This window comes from Micromonospora sp. NPDC050695 (genome assembly GCF_040654415.1).
Lineage (GTDB): Bacteria > Actinomycetota > Actinomycetes > Mycobacteriales > Micromonosporaceae > Micromonospora.
The window spans coordinates 41,913-59,760 of sequence record NZ_JBFAHZ010000018.1 but is presented as its reverse complement, the minus strand read 5'-3'; the positions used below and the strand labels follow the sequence as shown (position 1 = coordinate 59,760).

Here is a 17,848-nt window from a genome sequence, read left to right as displayed (position 1 = left end):
CGTGCCGGACCATGCCGAACCGCCCCAGACCCCTGCGCCGGGCAGCGCCGAGGCCGCGGCCGCCCCGCGGGCGTCCCGACGGCCCGTCAAGGCGGTGCTCTTCGACTTCCACGGCACCCTCGCCCAGGTCGAGGAGCCCCGGCAGTGGGTGCTGGAGGCCGCGGCGGCCTGTGGGGTCACCCTGGACCGGGTCCGGGCCACCTCGCTGGCCGACCGGCTGCTGACCGCCGGGCGCGCCGGAGGGCCACTGCCGGCGCGGGTGCCGCCCCGGCTGGCCGAGCTGTGGGCCGACCGGGATCTCTACCCGCACGCCCACCGGGGCGCGTACACCGGTCTCGCGGAGACCGTCGACGCGGGCATCGAGGGCTTCGCCGACGCTCTCTACGAGCGGCTGCTGATCGCCGAGGGTTGGCTGCCGTACCCGGACACCGCCCCCACGTTGGCCGCGCTGCGTGACGCCGGGGTGCGGGTGGCGGTGGTCAGCAACATCGGCTTCGACCTGCGGCCACACTTCGACGCCTGGGGCCTGACCGACCTGGTCGACGCGTTCGTGCTGTCGTACGAGGTGGGGCGCTGCAAACCCGACCCGGCGATCTTCTGGCGTGCCTGCGGGATGCTGGGCGTCGACCCCGAGCAGACGCTGATGGTCGGCGACACCCCGGCGGACGCGGGCGCGGTCGCCGCCGGCTGCGCGGTGCTGGTGCTCCCGGCCGCCGACCCGGGTCGGGAGAACGGGCTCGGCGCCGTCCTGGACCTGGCCCTGCCCGCCTGACCCGCGGCTGCGGTGCCGTCGGACGGGCATGCGGCTCACCGGTAGCTCGCCGTCGCCGTACCGGCCGCCCTCCGCCGTCAGGATGGTGGACACCGCCGGAAGGTGGGCGACGGCGACCGCCTAGCGTCGTGCCCGTGACCGACACCCTGCTGCCCACACCGCGACCGGCCGACGCGCCTCTGCAGCGCCGTGGTGGCGTCGCCGCCGTGGGGCTGGTGCTCGGCGGGGCGCTGTCGGTGCAGTTCGGCTCCGCCGTGGCCGCGCTGATCTTCCCGCGTACCGGGGTGGCCGGCGCGGTGACCCTGCGGCTGACGATCTCGGCGATGCTGCTGCTCGTCGTGTGCCGGCCCCGACTACGCGGGCACGACCGGTCGGCCTGGCTGGCGGCGGGCGGCTTCGGGTTGGCGCTGGCCGGCATGAACTCGCTGTTCTACCAGGCCATCGAACGCATCCCGCTCGGTCCGGCGGTCACCCTGGAGGTGCTGGGGCCGCTGGCGCTGTCGGTGTGCACGGCCCGCCGGCTGGTCAGCTGGTGCTGGGCGGGTCTCGCCCTGGCCGGGGTGGCGCTGCTCGGGCAGGGCGGCTTCGACCGGCTCAACCCGGCCGGGGTGGCGTTCGCGTTCGGCGCGGGCGCGATGTGGGCCGCGTACATCGTGCTGAGCGCCCGGGTCGGCGGCCGGTTCCCGGGCGCGGACGGGCTGGCCCTGGCGCTGACCGTCGCCGCGCTGGTGACCCTGCCGCTGGGCATCGTCGACGGCGGCGCGGTACTGCTCGACCCGCCGGTCCTGGCACTCGGTACGGCCCTCGCGGTGCTCGCCTCCGGCCTGCCGTACACGCTGGAGCTGCTGGCGCTGCGCCGGATGCCCACCGCCACCTTCGCGGTGCTGATGAGCCTCGGCCCGGCCATCGCCACGCTCGCCGGGTGGCTGGTGCTGCGTCAGGCGTTGACCCTGCTGGAGTGCGCCGCCATCGTGCTGGTCATCGTGGCGAGCATCGGCGCGGTGCGGGTCAGCGCAGCAGCTTCAGGGCGCCCGGCACGGCGCTGATCGTCACCGGCAGCTTCAGGGAGCGTTCCCCGTCGGCGTACGTGGTGATGCCCTCGCCGGCCAGCTCCACGGTGCGGGCCCGGTAGCTGGTCACCAACGGGTGGCTGACGTGGGTGCCCTGGTAGATGCGCGGCTTCACCCGGATCAGGGTCCGCCGGTTGACCCGGCCCGCCACCACCACGTCCAGCAGCCCGTCGGTCGGGTCGGCGTCGGGGCAGATGCGCATCCCACCGCCGTAGGTGGGGCAGTTGCCCACCGCCACCAGCACCGCGTCCAGCTCGTGCGGCACCCCGTCGAGGCGCAGCGTGTAGCGGCGGGGCCGCAGCCGGGCCAGCTCGACCACGATCGCCAGGTCGTACCGGCGGGGGCCGCGCGGCCAGCGCATCCGGTTGGCCCGCTCGTTGACGATCGCGTCGAACCCGGCCGCGAGGACCGCCCCGTACCAGCGTTCGACGCCGTCGGCGCCGGTCATCCGGGCCAGGTCCACCACGTGGGTCCGGCCGGCACGCAGCGCGTCGGCGATGACCGCCACCGCGGCGAGCGGATCGGCGGGAAAGCTGGTGTCCAGCGCGAAGTCGTTGCCGGTGCCCGCCGGCACCGGCCCGAACGGCACGCCGGTGCCCGCGACCGCCTGCAACGCGCGATGCACGGTCCCGTCCCCGCCGATCGCGACGAGCGCACCGGCGCCCTCGGCGACCGCGGCACGGCACGCCGCCTCCGCCTCGGCGGGACTGGACGCCGACAGCAGCCGGACCGGCCGGCCGGCGGCGGCCAACCCGTCCAGCAGCCGGGGCAGCACGGCGCGGTGGCGTCCCCGCCCCGCGGTCGGGTTGGTGAGCACGGCGACCGGGCCGGGCAGGTGATCGTCTGCGGTCACGGGCAGCACCGTACCGGTCGGACACCCACCGTTCACCGGGGGCAGGCACCGTCACGGCCGGTCCCGGCGCCGGCGCGGCGGGTGACGCGCCGACGCCGCCCCCGGACAACGGGGACGGCGTCGGCGAACCGGGCGGCGCGCAGCCGTCAGGTCATGTCGTCGTAACGACGCTCGATCGGCGCTGGCTTCGCGATCGGCTCGGGCGCACCGATCGGCGCGGACGCGTCGACCCGCTGCCCGGCCACGACCGGATCCGCGTCGTACTCCAACGGCGACACCTCGTCGTCGTCGATGCCGGCGTAGATCTCCTTGCCACGCCCGCGCCGCCGGTCGTTGATGAAGGCGATGCCCACCGCACCGAAGTAGAGCGCGGACAGGCAGATCGCCAGGGCGGTCATCCCGAACGGGTCCGGGGTGGGGGTGACCACGGCGGAGAACGCGAAGAACACGAAGATCGCCACACGCCACCAGCTGAGCAGCCGCTTCGCGCTGGCGATGCCCACGAAGTTGAGCATCAGCACGATCAACGGGAACTCGAAGGCCACACCGAACAGCAGGATCAGGTTGGTGACGAAGGAGATGTACTTGGTGATCTCCAGTGTCGTGCTGATCTCGCTGTCCGAGATGCTGAGCAGGAACTCCAGGCCCTTGGCCGTGACGAAGTACGCCAGCACCGCACCGGCCGCGAACAGCGGCGCGGCCAGGGCGGTGAAGAAGTACGCGTAGCGCCGCTCGTGCCGGTGCAACCCGGGCGCGATGAACGCCCAGAGCTGGTAGAGCCACACCGGCGCGGCCACGATCAGGCCGACCCAGAGCGCGACCTTCAGGTTGAGCAGGAACAGGTCGGCCGGGCCGAGCTGCACGAACTCACACTTGCCGTTGACGATCCGGGCCTGCGGCAGGTCACAGTAGGGCTGCTGCAGCAGGTGCAGCACCGGCTTGGCCAGCCACACGCCCAGGCCGAAGCCGATCAGGATCGCCACGGACGCGCGGAAGAGACGGTTGCGCAGCTCGCGGACATGCTCGATGAGCGTCATCGAACCGTCGGCGGCCCGCTCGAAACTGCTCGGGCCGCGTTTACGCAGTGCGAAGGCCACGGGACTCGGGCCCTTCGGTCAGTTGTCGCGGACGCGGTGCACCGGGTCGACGACCGGCTGCTGCGGCGGGGCCTGGTACGGAGCCTGCTGCGGCTGACCGGCGTACGGCGCCTGCTGCCCGGCGTGCGGCGGCAGCGGCTGGTAGCCGGCCTGCGCGTCGGCCTTCTCGGCGAGGTCGCGGTCGTCGTCCTGCAGGCTCTTGGTCTCGGCCTTGATGATCCGCAGCGAACGGCCCAGCGAGCGGGCCGCGTCAGGAAGCCGCTTCGCACCGAAGAGCAGGATCAGCACAACCACGAGAACTGCGATGTGCCACGGCTTGAGGGCACCCACCATGAGAAGCTCCAGTCGCTCTGTGTCCGGGGGTGGTACGCAGCCCATCGTACGTGCGGATCGGTCGGTTGCCACCCGCCGGGTGGTGGTGGTCCGCCCCGGCCGGTGAAGTCTCGACCAACGCGTGATGATCCGTCAACCGCCGCGGGTGGGGTGCGGCGACGCCGGTCGGTCAGCCGCGCTTGGCCTTGATCACCGCGAGCCGCCGCTGCGCGGTGTCGAGCTGCCGCTGGACCCCCTCGGCGCGTTCCTGCAACGCCTCGGCGGACTCCCGCAGCGTGTCGGCCTCGGCGGCCCGCCGCTGCAACGCCACGGCCGCCCGGCGCAGACGGGGCAGCCGGGTCAGCACCGGACGCACGGCCAGCGCCAGCGCCACGAGCGGGAGCAGCACCACCGCGAGCACGATCCAGATCAGCACGGCGGCCAGCCTACTGGGTGCGGCCCGCCACCGCCGGGTCGCCCGACGGCGCGCCACCGAGCACCGCCGGGTCGACGGCCGCGGGCACCGCGTACGCGTCCAGCGCGGCGGCCGCCGTCGCCCGGACCTGCTCGGCCAACTCGGGCGGGGACACCACGGTGACCTCCGGGCCGAGCCCGAGCACGAACCGACGCGCCCACCCCAGGTCGGTCACCCGCAGCGAGACGAGCCACTGGTCGCCGTCGCCGGCCTCCACCCGCTCGCACGGGTAGTACTCGGTGATCCACCGCTCACCCCGTCCGACCCGCAGGGTGATCAGCGGCAGGTCGGGCGAGGGACGGAAGACGCCCTCGGTGAGATCGTGCGGCACGGCCTGCGGCGGCACCGTCGCCAACTCGTCCAACTCGGTGATCGCGTCGATCCGGTCGGCCCGGAACAGCCGGACCGCCTCCGCGCGTCGACACCACGCCTCCACGTACGCCCGGCCACCGACCATCAGCACCCGCAGCGGGTCGATGACCCGTTCGGTGGTCTCGTCCCGGGCCGCCGTGTAGTAGGTGATCCGCAGCGCCTTCCCGCCCTCCACGGCCGCGCGCAGCGCCTCCACCCGCCGGTTGTCCCCGGGCAGCCGGACCGCCACCGGCGCGCCCACCAGGTCGCCCGCGTCCTCGATCTTGGCGAGGGCCCGCTCGACGGCCTCCCGGTTGGCCACCCCGGGCGTCTCGGCGAGCATCCGCAGCGCCACCACGAGCGCGAGGGCCTCGTCGGGGGTGAGCCGCAGCGGCCGGTCGATACCGGCGTCGTAGGTGATGGTCACCCGGTCACCGTCGAAGGCCATGTCGATCAGGTCACCGGGGCCGTACCCGGGCAGGCCGCACACCCAGAGCAACTCCAGGTCCTCCCGGAGCTGCCGCTCGGTGACACCCAGGTCACCGGCCGCCTCGGCGATCTCGATGCCCGGCCGGGCCAGCAGGTACGGCACCAGGTTGAGCAGTCGGGCCAACCGGTCGGCGGACGCGCGGGAGCCACCCCGGGCGGCGGGACGGGTCACCGGGCACCTCCGGTCACGGTCAGCTCGTCGTGGCGCACGGCGATCTCCTTGAGCCGCTGGATGACCGCCTCGCGGACCTCCGGCGGGTCGAGCACCCGCACGTCCGGGCCGTACCCGACGAGGTGCCCGGCCAGCCCGTCCGGGTCGGCGTACGGCAGGACCAGCCGGTCGCCGTCGGGCCCGGCGGTCACCTCGACCGCCCAGCGGCGCAGCCCGGCGGCCCGGCCCGGCACGGCCAACACGGTGGCGCGGCCGGTCCGTTCCACCGGCCCCGACCAGCGGGCCACGTGGTTGATCAGGTCCTCACCGGCCGGCGGCTGGTAGGCGCCGGGCGCGCCGGTCACCCGGACGGCACCGACCACCCGGGACAGTCGGAAGCAGCGGGTCGCCGCGCGGTCCAGGTCGTGGCCGACCACGTACCACCGGCCGCGCCAGCAGACCACGCCCCACGGTTGGAGCCGGCGGCGGCTGGGCGCGTCGCGGTCGGGCACCCGGTAGTCGAAGCCGACCTCGCGGCGGTCCCGGGCAGCGGCGGTCAGCGGCGCGAACGCCGGGTCGACGGTGACCATCGGCTCCAGGCCGAGGGTGGCCTGCGGGTCCACGTCCACGCCGGCGGCGCGCAGCTTGGCCAGCCCGGACGACGCGGCGGCGGCCAGCCCGGCGTGCTGCCACAGGCGGGCGGCGATGCCCACCGCAGCGGCCTCGTCCGGTTCCAGGGGGATGTCCGGCAGCGCGTACTCACGGTGGGCGATCCGATAGCCCGGTTCGGCGTCGAAGGCGCTGGCCGTCCCGGTCTCCAACGGCACGCCCAGCTCACGCAGCTCGGCCTTGTCCCGTTCGAACTTGCGCTGGAACGCCTCGTGGTCCCGCGCGTCGTCGGGATCGTGCTCGTAGCCGGGCACGGTCGCGGCGATCTGCGCGGCGGTCAGGAACCGTCGCGTGGACAGCAGGCAGATCACCAGGTTGACCAGGCGTTCGGTGCGGGTCCGCGACACGGGTAGACGCTAGCAGCCGACGCGCCCGAGCCGTGCACCCGCGCGGGCGTGCCGCACATCTGTTCGGATCGGTGGTGTCGCGGGCCACTACCGCGGCGCGCCGCCACCACCGGTCATAGGGTGGCTCTCATGTCGCAAGCGGAGGCCAGGCCGGAGAGCGAGAGCGTCGGCACCGTGGTCGTCGCGGGCGCCGCGAACCTCGCCATCGCGGTGGCGAAGCTGATCGCCGGACTGATCTCCGGGTCGGCCGCGATGCTCTCCGAGGCGGCGCACTCGGTCGCCGACACCACCACCGAGGTGCTGCTCTTCCAGGCGCTGCGCCGCGGCGCCCGGCCGGCCGACCAGCGGCACCCCTTCGGGTACGGCAAGGAGAGCTACGTCTGGGCGTTCTTCGCCGCCATGTTCACCTTCGTGGCCGGCGCCGGGTTCGCCGTCACCCACGGCGTCACGACGATCCTGGTGCACGAGCACAGCGGCGACTACCTGATCTCGTACATCGTGCTCGGGGTGTCGTTCGTCATCGAGTCGATCTCGCTGGCCCGGGCGGTGCGCCAGGTACGTCGCGAGTCCCGCCGCTGGGAGACGACCCCGTGGCGGTTCCTGCGGCTGACCGCCGACACCACCGTCAAGGCGGTCTTCCTGGAGGACAGCGCGGCCCTGATCGGTCTGCTGCTGGCCGGCCTCGGCGTCGGCCTGTCGCACGCCACCGGCGACGAGGTGTGGGACGGCGTCGCGTCGATCCTGATCGGTCTGCTGCTGCTGACCGTCGCCGGGATCCTGGCCGCCAACAACCTGTCGCTGCTGGTCGGCCGGGCGGTCCCGGCGCGGCTGCGTCGGGAGATCGAGCGGGAGCTGGCCGAGCTGCCCGAGGTGGAACGCATCGACACCCTGCTCACCATGCAGCTCGGCCCGGACGACATCCTGGTCGCCGCGAAGGTCGACTTCCGCGACGAGGCCACCGGCGCGCAGATCGAGGCCACCGCCGACGAGGCCGAGCGGCGACTCACCGAGCGGTACCCGGAGATCCGCTTCGTCTTCCTCGACCCCACCCGTTCGCTGCCCGGCGCCACCGGCACCGCCCGGCACACCCAGGCCCGGCCGAGCCCGGACGCCGGCGGCGGCCCCGAGCAGACCTGAACCACGCCACGGCCCGCACCCGGGCGCGGGCCGCCGGGCACGCGCGGCTAGCGTGCCCGTCATGGTGCGATGGCGTACGGGGACGGTGGCGACGCTGCGACGGCAGTGGACCGGGGCGGTGGAACTGGACGTCGACCTGCCCGACGGCACGCGGATGCGGGCGCTGGCGTACCCGGAACTGGTCGGCACCCCCGAGCCCGGCGACCGGGTGCTGCTCAACGCGGGAGCCCTGCTGATGGGGCTGGGCACCGGCGGTTACGCCCTGGTGGTGGCCCTGCCGGACCGGTTGCCGCCGGACCCGCCGGACGCCGGTGACACCCGCGACGCCGGGCACCTCGTGAAGGCCCGGTACACGCCGCTGCAACCGATCCTGCTCGGCGTCGACGAGGAGGCCTCGCCGCACCGCGACGTGCTCGCCGACGCCGACGACCTGGCCGGCCTGCCGGTGGTCACCGCCGACCTGCACTCGGCCCTGCCGGCGATCCTGGCCGGCATCCGGGCCGACGCTCCGCACGCCCGGGTGGCGTACCTGCTCACCGACGGCGGGGCACTGCCGGCCTGGTTCTCCCGCACCCTCGCCGGGCTCCGCGGCGACCTGGCCGGCACGATCACCGTCGGGCAGGCGTTCGGCGGCGACCTGGAGGCCACCACCCTGCACGGCGGCCTGCTCGCCGCCCGACACGTGCTGCACGCGGACGTGGCCGTGGTCGCCCAGGGGCCCGGCAACCTGGGCACCGGCACCCGGTGGGGCTTCTCCGGGGTGGCCGTCGGCGAGGCCGTCAACGCGGTCGCCACGCTGGGCGGCCGGCCGGTCGGATCGCTGCGGATCTCCGCCGCCGACCCCCGCCCCCGCCACCGGGGCGTGTCCCACCACAGCCTCACCGCGTACGGCCGGGTCGCGCTCGCCCCGGCGGACCTGGTGCTGCCCGACGACCTGGAGCCGGACCTCGCCGCCGAGGTGGACGCCGCGCTGGCCCCCCTGGCCGCCCGGCACCGCGTCGTCCGGGTGCCCACCGGCGGCCTCGACGCCGCGCTGCGGGCCAGCACCGTGCCGCTGTCCACGATGGGCCGTGGCCTCGACGCCGACCACGCCTACTTCCTGGCCGCCGCCGCGGCCGGTCGGCACGCCGTCACCCTGCTGCCCTGACCGGTGTCCGTCGCCACCGCGCGGCGCTGCCGACCGTGGCGGGCACGGTGACAGCGCCAACAGATCCCAACCGGACCCTCACGGGTTTCTGACAAGTCGACGTTAGCGTCGTGCCCATGAGACGACACGTCATCTGGGCAGGCACCGCAACGACCGGTCGCGCGGCCGGCACCGGCGAAGACTGGCACACTTCGACCGCCGACACGAGCGGCGAGGACTGGCTGGCCGGGGCCGCCCACAGCCCGGGTGGCGGCGGAACCCACCGCCGCACGCCCACGGTCCGGGGCCGCCTCGACTCCTGACGTCCGCCAGCGCTCGGCGCGACACGGACGGCGCGTACGCCGGTGCGGGCTGGATGGTCCCGCGCAGCAGCCCGCACCGCGTACCGGCACCCGCCGCGGGGTCAGGCCAGGAAGATCAGGGCGAGCCAGCCGCCGACGATCAGCACCAGCGCCAGGGCCAGCACCCAGGTCGGCACGGTGTACTCGCCGCGGCGGTTACGGTCGATCTCGGCGCGGATCTTCTCCCGCCGGCGTTCGACCCAGTTCTGCCGCTCGGTGCCGCGCTCGGGGCGGTCGGAAGATCCAGAAGTCGTCATGGCGCGCCCAGCCTACCGGGCCGGCCGGCCCCGGCGACGGATACCACCGCCGGGGCCGGCACACCCGTCACATGCTGGCGATCAACCGCTCCACCCGCTCGTCGTACGCCCGGAACGGGTCCTTGCAGAGCACGGTGCGCTGCGCCTGGTCGTTGAGCTTCAGGTGCACCCAGTCGACGGTGAAGTCCCGCCGCTTCTCCTGGGCGTGCCGGATGAACTCGCCGCGCAGCCGCGCCCGGGTGGTCTGCGGCGGGGTCTCCTTGGCCTCGAAGATCTCCGGGTCGGTGGCCACCCGGTCGACCTCGCCGCGCCGCTCCAGCAGACCGTAGAGGCCGCGACCGCGACGCACGTCGTGGTAGGCCAGGTCCATCTGCGCGACCCGGGGGTGCGACAGCGGCAGGTCGTGCCTGCGCTGGTAGCGCTCGATCAGCCGCAGCTTGCTGACCCAGTCGATCTCCCGGGAGACCGGCTCCAGGTCACCGCTCTCCACGGCGTTGAGCACCCGGCCCCACAGCTCGACGACCCGCTTGGCGGCCTGGTCGCCGCCCCGGCGCTCCACGAACTCGGTGGCCTTGGACAGATACTCCTGCTGGATGTCCAGGGCGCTGACCTCCTTACCGGAGGCCAACCGGACCTTGCGACGCCCGGTGATGTCGTGCGACACCTCCCGGATCGCCCGGATCGGGTTCTCCAGGGACAGGTCGCGCATCACCACCCCGGCCTCGATCATCCGCAACACGATGTCGGCGGTGCCGACCTTCAGCAGCGTGGTGACCTCGTTCATGTTGGAGTCCCCGACGATCACGTGCAGCCGCCGGTAACGCTCGGCGTCGGCGTGCGGCTCGTCGCGGGTGTTGATGATCGGACGGCTGCGGGTGGTCGCCGAGGAGACGCCCTCCCAGATGTGCTCGGCCCGCTGTGACAGGCAGTAGACCGCGCCGCGCGGGGTCTGCAGAACCTTGCCGGCCCCGCAGATCAACTGCCGGGTGACCAGGAACGGGATGAGCACGTCGGCGAGCCGCCCGAACTCGCCGTGCCGGGAGACCAGGTAGTTCTCGTGACAGCCGTACGAGTTGCCGGCCGAGTCGGTGTTGTTCTTGAACAGGTAGATCTCACCCGCGATGCCCTCGTCGTGCAGCCGCTTCTCCGCGTCGACGAGCAGACCCTCCAGGATCCGTTCGCCGGCCCGGTCGTGGGCGACCAGGTCGGTCACCGAGTCGCACTCCGGTGTCGCGTACTCCGGGTGCGACCCGACGTCCAGGTAGAGCCGGGCCCCATTGCGCAGGAACACGTTGCTCGACCGACCCCAGGAGACCACGCGACGGAACAGATACCGCGCGACCTCGTCCGGGGACAGCCGCCGCTGCCCGCGATAGGTGCAGGTGACGCCGTACTCGGTCTCGAGGCCGAAGATTCGCCGCTCCATGGTGTGACATTAGCCGCCCGGAGGCCCGGTTCGTCACTGTCACACCGCAGGTCGTGCCTCGGGGGCGGTCACATACCGGCTGAGTGCGACATTCCGTCCGCCCCGAGGCTCGAAACGAACCGCCGGCACGCGTCGTACTCCGGCAGCAGGCCCCGCTCGCGGGCCTGGGCGAGGGTCGGCGCCGCGTCGTCGCGCGCCGACAGCAGCGGGACGTCGGCGGGCCACTCGATGCCCAACTCCTCGTCCAGCGGGTGCACCGCGTGCTCACCCGTCGGGTTGTACGTGGCCGAGCAGAGGTAGCTCAACGTCGCGTCGTCGGTCAGCGCGCAGAAGCCGTGCCCCAGGCCCTCGCTGAGGTAGACGGCCCGGCGGTCGGTGTCGTCGAGCCGGACACCCTCCCACCGGCCGAACGTCGGCGAGCCCACCCGCAGGTCCACGATCACGTCGAGGACCGCGCCACGCACACACGTGACGTACTTGGCCTGGCCGGGCGGCACGTCGGCGAAGTGCACGCCACGCACCACGCCACGCGCGGAGACCGACAGGTTGGCCTGCGCCAGGCGCAGCGGGTGCCCCACCGCCTCGGCGAGCCGGTCGAAGCGGTACCACTCCATGAACATGCCGCGCGCGTCACCGTGCTGCTGCGCGGTGATCTCCCAGGCGCCCTCGATGCTCAGCTCCCGCAGCTTCACCGGGACACCCCGTGGCTGCCGTCGCGCTCGTCCAGGAGGCGAAGCAGGTAGTCGCCGTACCCGCTCTTGGTCAGCGGCGCGGCCAGCGCGCGCAGCTGGTCGTCGTCGATCAGGCCGGCCCGCCAGGCCACCTCCTCGACGCAGCCGATCTTGAGGCCCTGCCGCTCCTCGACCACCCGGACGAACTCGGCGGCCTGCATCATCGAGGTGAACGTGCCGGTGTCCAGCCAGGCGGTGCCCCGGTCCAGCACGGTCACCGACAGCTCGCCGGTCTCCCGGTACACCTCGTTGACCGCGGTGATCTCCAGCTCGCCCCGGGCGCTCGGGGTGAGCTTGCGGGCGATGTCGACCACCCGGTTGTCGTAGAAGTACAGACCGGGCACCGCGTAGCGGGACTTCGGCCGGGCCGGCTTCTCCTCGATCGAGAGCACCCGACCGTCGGCGTCGAAGTCGACCACGCCGTACTCCTGCGGGTTGGCCACCTGGTAGGCGAAGACCCGCCCGCCGACGGGGTCACCGTGGTCGGCGAGCTGCCGGCCCAGACCCACGCCGTGGAAGATGTTGTCGCCGAGGATCAACGCCACCGACTCGTCGCCGATGAAGTCCGCGCCGAGGATGAACGCCTGCGCGATGCCCTCCGGGCGCTCCTGGGTGACGTAGTCCAGCCGCAGCCCGAACTGGCTGCCGTCGCCGAGCAGCCGACGGAACTGGTCCTGATCCTCCGGGGTGGTGATCACCAGGATCTCCTGGACCCCGGACATCACCAGGGTGGAGAGCGGGTAGTAGACCATCGGCTTGTCGAAGACCGGCATCAGCTGCTTCGAGACCGCCCGGGTGATCGGCCAGAGCCGGGATCCGGTGCCGCCGGCAAGTAGGATTCCACGCACCGGGGAAGCCTACCGGCACGGCTACGGAACGTGCGTGGGGGTCGCGTCCCACGCCCCGGGCGCAACTTCGCGTACACTTCCGGACCCGTGAGGATCCTCGTCACCGGCGGAGCCGGATTCATCGGGTCGGAGTACGTTCGTCTGCTCTTGGGCAAGCCCCTGGGCAGCGCCGAGGGCGTGCCGCCGCTCGAGCCGGCGGTCGTGACCGTGCTCGACAAGCTGACCTACTCGGGCAACCTGGCCAACCTCGACCCCGTACGCGACGACCCGCGACTACGGTTCGTGCAGGGCGACATCTGCGACCCGGTCGTCGTCGACCAGGTCGTCGCCGACCACGACGTGATCGTGCACTTCGCCGCCGAGTCGCACGTCGACCGGTCGATCGAGGGCGCCGCGCCGTTCGTCACCACCAACGTGCTGGGCACCCAGACCCTGCTCGACGCCGCGCTGCGCCACCGCACCGGCCGGTTCGTGCACGTCTCCACCGACGAGGTGTACGGCTCCATCGACGAGGGCTCCTGGACCGAGACCTGGCCGCTGGCCCCCAACTCGCCGTACTCGGCGTCCAAGGCCGGCTCCGACCTGCTCGCCCTGGCCTACCACCGCACCCACGGCATGGACGTGGTCGTCACCCGCTGCTCCAACAACTACGGCCCGTACCAGTTCCCCGAGAAGGTCATCCCGCTGTTCGTGACCAACCTGGTCGACGGCGGGACCGTTCCGCTCTACGGCGACGGCGGCAACATCCGCGACTGGCTGCACGTGCACGACCACTGCCGCGGCATCGCCCTGGTCCAGCAGAAGGGCCGCGCCGGCGAGGTCTACAACATCGGCGGCGGCACCGAGCTGACCAACAAGGAGCTCACCGGCCGGCTCCTCGACGCCTGCGGCGCCGGCTGGGACCGCGTCGTGCCCGTCACCGACCGCAAGGGCCACGACCGCCGCTACTCCCTCGACATCAGCAAGATCAGCGCGGAGCTGGGCTACCAGCCCAGCATCACCCTCGACGAGGGCCTCGCCGACACCGTGCGCTGGTACCAGGAGAACCGGGCCTGGTGGGAGCCGCTGAAGTCGGCGCCCACCGCATGACCCGACTACTCGTCACCGGCGCCGGCGGGATGCTCGGTCGGGACCTGGTCACCGTGCTGGGGGCCCGGCCCGACCTGAAGGTCACCACCGCCGCCCGCGCCGACCTGGACGTCACCGACCCCGCCGCCGTGCGCGCCGCGGTCGCCGGACACGACGTCGTGATCAACGCGGCGGCGTGGACCAACGTCGACGGCGCCGAGGCCGAGGAGGCCGCGGCCACCGCCGTCAACGGCCACGGCGTCGCGAACCTCGCGGCGGCGTGCGCCACCGGCGACACCCGGTTGATCCAGGTCTCCACCGACTACGTCCTCTCCGGCGACGCCGACACCCCCTACCCGGAGGACGCGCCCACCGCGCCCGTCAACGCGTACGGCCGGGGCAAGCTGGTCGGCGAGCAGGCCGTCGCCCGACTGCTCCCGGACACCGGGTACGTGGTCCGGACCGCCTGGCTGTACGGGGCGCACGGGCCGAACTTCGTGGCCACCATGCTGCGGCTCGCCGGGCAGCACGAGCACCTCGACGTGGTCGACGACCAGCACGGGCAACCCACCTGGTCCTACCGGCTCGCCGAGCGGCTGGTCGCGCTCGCCGACGCCGCCCTGGCCGGTCGGGCGGCGCCCGGCGTGTACCACGGCACCTGCGCCGGCCAGACCACCTGGTACGGGCTCGCCCGCGCCGCGTTCACGCTCGCCGGACTGGACCCGGACCGGATCCGACCCACCACCAGCGACCGGTATCCTCGTCCCGCCCCCCGTCCGGCGTACAGTGTGCTAGGGCACAACCGCTGGGCGGCCGCGGGTCTGCCGCCACTTCAGGACTGGCACTCCACCCTGGTTGACGCGTTCCACTCCCCCGCTCCACCCGCCCCGTGGAAGGTCGCATGAAGCTCACCCTCGTCACCGGCCTGACCGGCCTGCTGCTGCTCGGCACCATCGTCGAGCTGCTGCGCCGTCGTCAGCTGCGCGAGAAGTACGGCATGCTCTGGCTCGCCGTACTGATCATCGTGATCCCGTTGTCCCTGTTCCCCCGGCTGCTCGACAACGTCGCCGAACTCCTCGGCGTCGCCTCCGGTGTCAGCCTGGTGCTCTTCCTGGGCATCGTCTTCCTGCTGCTGGTGTGCGTACACCTCAGCTGGGAGGTCAGCGCCCTGGAAGAAGAGACCCGCACCCTGGCCGAAGACTTCGCCCTGCTCCGCGCGCAGATCGACGCGGACCGGGCGGCCCGAGACGAACTGGTGTCCACCGATGGTTAACGGCAAGCGCACCTTGATCATCATCCCGGCCCTCAACGAGTCGGGCTCCATCGCCGACGTCGTCGGGGAGGTCCGCGGCGAGCTGCCCGGCGTCGACGTGCTCGTCGTCGACGACGGCTCCACCGACCGCACCGCCGACGTCGCCGCCGCCGCCGGCGCCCGGGTCGCGAAGCTGCCGTACAACCTCGGTGTCGGCGGGGCCATGCGCCTCGGCTACCGCTACGCCCGCGACAACAACTACGACGTCGCCATCCAGATCGACGCCGACGGCCAGCACGACCCCCGGTACGTGCCAAAGCTCGTCGACCTGCTCGACGACAACGACCTGGTCATCGGCGCCCGCTTCGCCGGCGAGGGCGACTACAACGTCCGCGGCCCCCGCCGCTGGGCCATGGTCATGCTCTCCGCCGTGCTGTCCCGGGTCGCCCGCACCAAGCTCACCGACACCACCTCCGGCTTCCGGGCCGCCAACCGGCGGGTCATCGAGATGTTCGCCGGGTGGTACCCGGCCGAGTACCTCGGCGACACGGTGGAGACCCTGGTGCACACCGCCCGCCGCGGCTTCCGCATCCGGCAGGTGCCGGTCGCCATGCGCAAGCGGATGGCCGGCACGCCCAGCCACTCCCCCGCCAAGGCGATGATCTACCTCGGTCGCGCGTTCGCGGTACTCACGCTGGCGCTCATCCGCCGGTGATCCGTCGCCTGCTGAGCCTGATCCCGCCCGGCACCATCGCTGTTGGTGCCGGGCTGGGTCTTCTCGGCCTCGCCTCATACGTCCACCTCGCGGTCGCCGGCCACAACCTCACCGAAGTCGACTACTCATCGCTCTCGGTGCTCTGGTCGATCGTGTTCACCCTCGGCATCGGCGTGTTCATGCCCGTCGAGCAGGAGGTCGCCCGGGTCGTCGCCGCCCGGCACAGCCAGGGGCTCCCCCCGGGGCCCGTGCTGGCCCGCGGCGTCACCGTGGCCGCCGTGATGCTCGCCGTGCTGGTGCTGGCCGTCACCGCCGGCCGCCAGCTGCTCGCCGACAAGCTCTTCCACGGCGACGGCACCATGGTCACCGTGCTGGTCGGCGCGCTCGCCGCGATGGCCGTCGCCTACGCCACCCGCGGCGTCCTCTCCGGCCTGCAACTCTTCCCCTGGTACGGCACCCAGCTCGGCGCCGACGGCGGCCTGCGGATCATCCTGGTCGCCCTGCTCGGGCTCGCCGGAGTGACCTCCCCCGTCTGGTACGGCCTCGTCCTGGTCGCCGCCCCACTGGTCAGCGTCCTGCTCACCCTGCCCCCGGTACTGCGCGCCATCGGCGGCGGCGCACCCGTGGCCTGGGCCACCCTGCTGCGCGGCCTCGGCCTGCTCACCGCGTCCAGCCTGCTCTCCCAGGTCGTGGTCAACATCGGCGTGATCAACGTGCAGTTGCTCGCCCCCACCGAGACGGCCGCCGCCGGCGCCCTGCTCTCCGCCCTCGTGCTGGTCCGCATCCCCCTGTTCGTCTTCGGCTCACTCCAGGCGTCCCTCCTGCCCGGCCTCGCCACCACCGCCACCACCGGCGACCAGGCCGGCTTCCACAGCCTGCTGCGCCGCGCACTCGGCATCGTCACCGCACTCGGCCTCACCGGGGCGCTCGGCGCCGTACTGATCGGCCCATGGCTGGTCCGCACCCTCTTCGACGCCCCCGACGTGCTCGGCCACGGCGACTTCGCGTGGCTGGCCGTCGCCACCCTCGCCTACCTCTGGGCCATGGTGCTCGGCCAGGCCCTGCTCGCCCTCGACCGGCACCGCGCACAGGCCCTCGCCTGGACCGTCGGCGTCGCCGCCCTGGTCGCCGTGACACTGATCCCGGCCCCGGTCACCCTGCGCGTCGAACTGGCCTACACCGTCGGCTCCGTCGTCGTCGCCGCCACCATGGCCGTCCTGCTGCGCGGCGGCTTCCGCCGACCCACCACCCCCACCCGGCCCCTCGACGACGCCGTCGCCCCTGCCGTAACCGGAGGCATCCGATGACCCGCCCACAGGTGACCGCGGTGATGCTCGCCTACGGCACCGAGCCGTACCTGGTCGACGCCGCCCGTGCCGTGCTGGCCAGCACCGACGTCGACATCGACCTGGTGGTCGTCGACAACGGCTGCACCGGCGACGGCATCGACATCGTCAAGGGCTTCCCCCAGGTCCGGGTCGTCCGACCCGAACAGAACACGGGCTACTCCGGCGGCTGCCGCGTCGGCGCCGCCGAAGCCACCGGAGACTGGCTGGCCTTCGTCAACTCCGACGCCATCGTCGCCCCCGACGCCCTCGCCAAGACCGTCGCGGTGGCCGCCGAACCGGGCGTCGGCGCGGCCATGGCCTCCATCCGGCTCGCCGACAACCCCGAGCTGATCAACACGTCCGGCAACCCGCTGCACTTCACCGGGCTGTCCTGGGCCGGCGGCAACGGCGAACCCGCCACCGCACACGCCGTACGCACCACCGTGCCCTCCCTCAGCGGCTGCTGCTTCGTGATCAGCCGCGAACGCTGGCAGGACCTCGACGGCTTCGCCGCCGAATACTTCGCCTACCACGAGGACACCGAACTCAGCCTGCGGCTGTGGCAACGCGGCCTGCGCCTGGAGTACGTCCCCGACGCCGTTGTCCGCCACCACTACGAGTTCTCCCGCAACGACCTCAAGCTCTACCTGGTGGAACGCAACCGACTGGTCACCCTGCTGACCGCCTACCAGACCCGGACGCTGGTGGTGCTCGCCCCGATGCTGCTGCTCACCGAGGCAGCCATGCTCGCCGCCGCGCTCGCTGGCGGTTGGACCAGGCAGAAGACCCGCGGCTGGGGCTGGCTGTGGAGCAACCGCGCCTGGGTGGGTTCCCGCCGCCGTCAACTCCAACGCGAACGCACCGTGCCCGACGGGGTCATCGCCGACCTGATGACCGCCCGCGTCGCCCCGTCGAACGTCGACTCGCCGCCCGGCATGGGCGTGTTCAACGCCGTCGCCGCCGGCTACTGGGCCCTCGCCCGACCGCTGCTGCAACGCCGCTGACCCACCCG

General features: G+C 73.1%; 21 protein-coding genes. 11 read left to right on the top strand and 10 right to left on the bottom strand.

Going from position 1 to position 17,848, the window contains the following annotated elements:
- The first annotated feature begins 1 nt into the window (after nucleotide 1).
- Both AB0H52_RS16405 and AB0H52_RS16400 read left to right on the top strand, forming a co-directional pair.
- Nucleotides 2-772: an HAD-IA family hydrolase gene (locus tag AB0H52_RS16405; RefSeq protein ID WP_151490688.1), complete on the top strand. Its 771-nt coding sequence runs from the start codon at nucleotides 2-4 to the stop codon at nucleotides 770-772.
- A 134-nt stretch (nucleotides 773-906) separates the two neighbouring features.
- Nucleotides 907-1,818: an EamA family transporter gene (locus AB0H52_RS16400; protein WP_225854581.1), complete on the top strand. Its 912-nt coding sequence runs from the start codon at nucleotides 907-909 to the stop codon at nucleotides 1,816-1,818.
- Here the strand turns inward: AB0H52_RS16400 and AB0H52_RS16395 are convergent.
- The 6 genes from AB0H52_RS16395 to AB0H52_RS16370 form a co-directional block, all read right to left on the bottom strand.
- Nucleotides 1,781-2,704 carry a diacylglycerol kinase gene (locus tag AB0H52_RS16395; RefSeq protein ID WP_151490689.1) on the bottom strand — a complete coding sequence of 308 codons (924 nt, stop codon included), beginning with the start codon at nucleotides 2,702-2,704 and terminating at the stop codon, nucleotides 1,781-1,783. The genes AB0H52_RS16400 and AB0H52_RS16395 overlap by 38 nt on opposite strands.
- Nucleotides 2,705-2,841: 137 nt before the next feature.
- Entirely contained in the window at nucleotides 2,842-3,792 is a 951-nt protein-coding gene (gene tatC, locus AB0H52_RS16390) for a twin-arginine translocase subunit TatC (RefSeq protein ID WP_278122700.1), read from the bottom strand.
- Nucleotides 3,793-3,810: 18 nt separating this feature from the next.
- Complete coding sequence (tatA, locus tag AB0H52_RS16385; RefSeq protein WP_139584298.1) at nucleotides 3,811-4,122, bottom strand: Sec-independent protein translocase subunit TatA; 312 nt, start codon at nucleotides 4,120-4,122, stop codon at nucleotides 3,811-3,813.
- 172 nt (nucleotides 4,123-4,294) lie between these two features.
- Entirely contained in the window at nucleotides 4,295-4,540 is a 246-nt protein-coding gene (locus AB0H52_RS16380; RefSeq protein WP_151490691.1) for a hypothetical protein, read from the bottom strand.
- A gap of 10 nt (nucleotides 4,541-4,550) precedes the next feature.
- Nucleotides 4,551-5,591 (bottom strand): YafY family protein, encoded by a 1,041-nt coding sequence (locus AB0H52_RS16375; protein WP_357948232.1) that lies wholly within the window; start codon nucleotides 5,589-5,591, stop codon nucleotides 4,551-4,553.
- Nucleotides 5,588-6,586 carry a WYL domain-containing protein gene (locus AB0H52_RS16370; RefSeq protein WP_151490693.1) on the bottom strand — a complete coding sequence of 333 codons (999 nt, stop codon included), beginning with the start codon at nucleotides 6,584-6,586 and terminating at the stop codon, nucleotides 5,588-5,590. The genes AB0H52_RS16375 and AB0H52_RS16370 overlap by 4 nt, the downstream gene beginning before the upstream one ends.
- A 129-nt stretch (nucleotides 6,587-6,715) precedes the next feature.
- Between AB0H52_RS16370 and AB0H52_RS16365 the strand changes: the two genes are divergently transcribed.
- The 3 genes from AB0H52_RS16365 (at nucleotide 6,716) to AB0H52_RS16355 (ending at nucleotide 9,172) form a co-directional block, all read left to right on the top strand.
- A complete protein-coding gene (locus tag AB0H52_RS16365) occupies nucleotides 6,716-7,723 on the top strand; it encodes a cation diffusion facilitator family transporter (protein WP_278122703.1) in 1,008 nt (335 codons plus the stop codon).
- Nucleotides 7,724-7,784: 61 nt separating this feature from the next.
- Complete coding sequence (locus AB0H52_RS16360; RefSeq protein WP_357948229.1) at nucleotides 7,785-8,870, top strand: DUF3866 family protein; 1,086 nt, start codon at nucleotides 7,785-7,787, stop codon at nucleotides 8,868-8,870.
- A 116-nt stretch (nucleotides 8,871-8,986) separates the two neighbouring features.
- A complete protein-coding gene (locus tag AB0H52_RS16355) occupies nucleotides 8,987-9,172 on the top strand; it encodes a hypothetical protein (protein WP_151488933.1) in 186 nt (61 codons plus the stop codon).
- Between the two features lie 101 nt (nucleotides 9,173-9,273).
- On the opposite strand, the gene AB0H52_RS16350 is transcribed toward AB0H52_RS16355, so the two are convergent.
- The 4 genes from AB0H52_RS16350 to rfbA form a co-directional block, all read right to left on the bottom strand.
- Entirely contained in the window at nucleotides 9,274-9,468 is a 195-nt protein-coding gene (locus tag AB0H52_RS16350; protein ID WP_151488934.1) for a hypothetical protein, read from the bottom strand.
- Nucleotides 9,469-9,535: 67 nt separating this feature from the next.
- Nucleotides 9,536-10,894: a Pup--protein ligase gene (gene pafA, locus AB0H52_RS16345; protein WP_151488935.1), complete on the bottom strand. Its 1,359-nt coding sequence runs from the start codon at nucleotides 10,892-10,894 to the stop codon at nucleotides 9,536-9,538.
- A gap of 68 nt (nucleotides 10,895-10,962) precedes the next feature.
- Nucleotides 10,963-11,586, bottom strand: coding sequence for a dTDP-4-dehydrorhamnose 3,5-epimerase (rfbC, locus tag AB0H52_RS16340; protein ID WP_151488936.1), 624 nt, complete (start codon nucleotides 11,584-11,586; stop codon nucleotides 10,963-10,965).
- A complete protein-coding gene (gene rfbA, locus AB0H52_RS16335) occupies nucleotides 11,583-12,473 on the bottom strand; it encodes a glucose-1-phosphate thymidylyltransferase RfbA (protein WP_357948224.1) in 891 nt (296 codons plus the stop codon). The genes rfbC and rfbA overlap by 4 nt, the downstream gene beginning before the upstream one ends.
- Nucleotides 12,474-12,560: 87 nt before the next feature.
- Here rfbA and rfbB point away from each other — a divergent pair, with 87 nt between their 5' ends.
- From rfbB to AB0H52_RS16305, 6 genes are read left to right on the top strand one after another with little or no spacing between them, the layout of a single operon-like run.
- Entirely contained in the window at nucleotides 12,561-13,562 is a 1,002-nt protein-coding gene (gene rfbB / locus AB0H52_RS16330) for a dTDP-glucose 4,6-dehydratase (protein WP_151488938.1), read from the top strand.
- Nucleotides 13,559-14,446, top strand: coding sequence for a dTDP-4-dehydrorhamnose reductase (gene rfbD, locus AB0H52_RS16325; protein WP_357948221.1), 888 nt, complete (start codon nucleotides 13,559-13,561; stop codon nucleotides 14,444-14,446). Before rfbB ends, rfbD begins: the two co-directional genes overlap by 4 nt.
- Nucleotides 14,443-14,814, top strand: coding sequence for a DUF2304 domain-containing protein (locus AB0H52_RS16320; RefSeq protein ID WP_139584287.1), 372 nt, complete (start codon nucleotides 14,443-14,445; stop codon nucleotides 14,812-14,814). Before rfbD ends, AB0H52_RS16320 begins: the two co-directional genes overlap by 4 nt.
- Nucleotides 14,807-15,508, top strand: a complete 702-nt coding sequence (locus AB0H52_RS16315) for a glycosyltransferase family 2 protein (protein WP_151488940.1) — start codon at nucleotides 14,807-14,809, stop codon at nucleotides 15,506-15,508. Before AB0H52_RS16320 ends, AB0H52_RS16315 begins: the two co-directional genes overlap by 8 nt.
- Nucleotides 15,505-16,815 (top strand): polysaccharide biosynthesis protein, encoded by a 1,311-nt coding sequence (locus tag AB0H52_RS16310; RefSeq protein WP_357948218.1) that lies wholly within the window; start codon nucleotides 15,505-15,507, stop codon nucleotides 16,813-16,815. The genes AB0H52_RS16315 and AB0H52_RS16310 overlap by 4 nt, the downstream gene beginning before the upstream one ends.
- Nucleotides 16,812-17,840 (top strand): glycosyltransferase family 2 protein, encoded by a 1,029-nt coding sequence (locus AB0H52_RS16305; protein WP_357948215.1) that lies wholly within the window; start codon nucleotides 16,812-16,814, stop codon nucleotides 17,838-17,840. Before AB0H52_RS16310 ends, AB0H52_RS16305 begins: the two co-directional genes overlap by 4 nt.
- Nucleotides 17,841-17,848 lie beyond the last annotated feature (8 nt).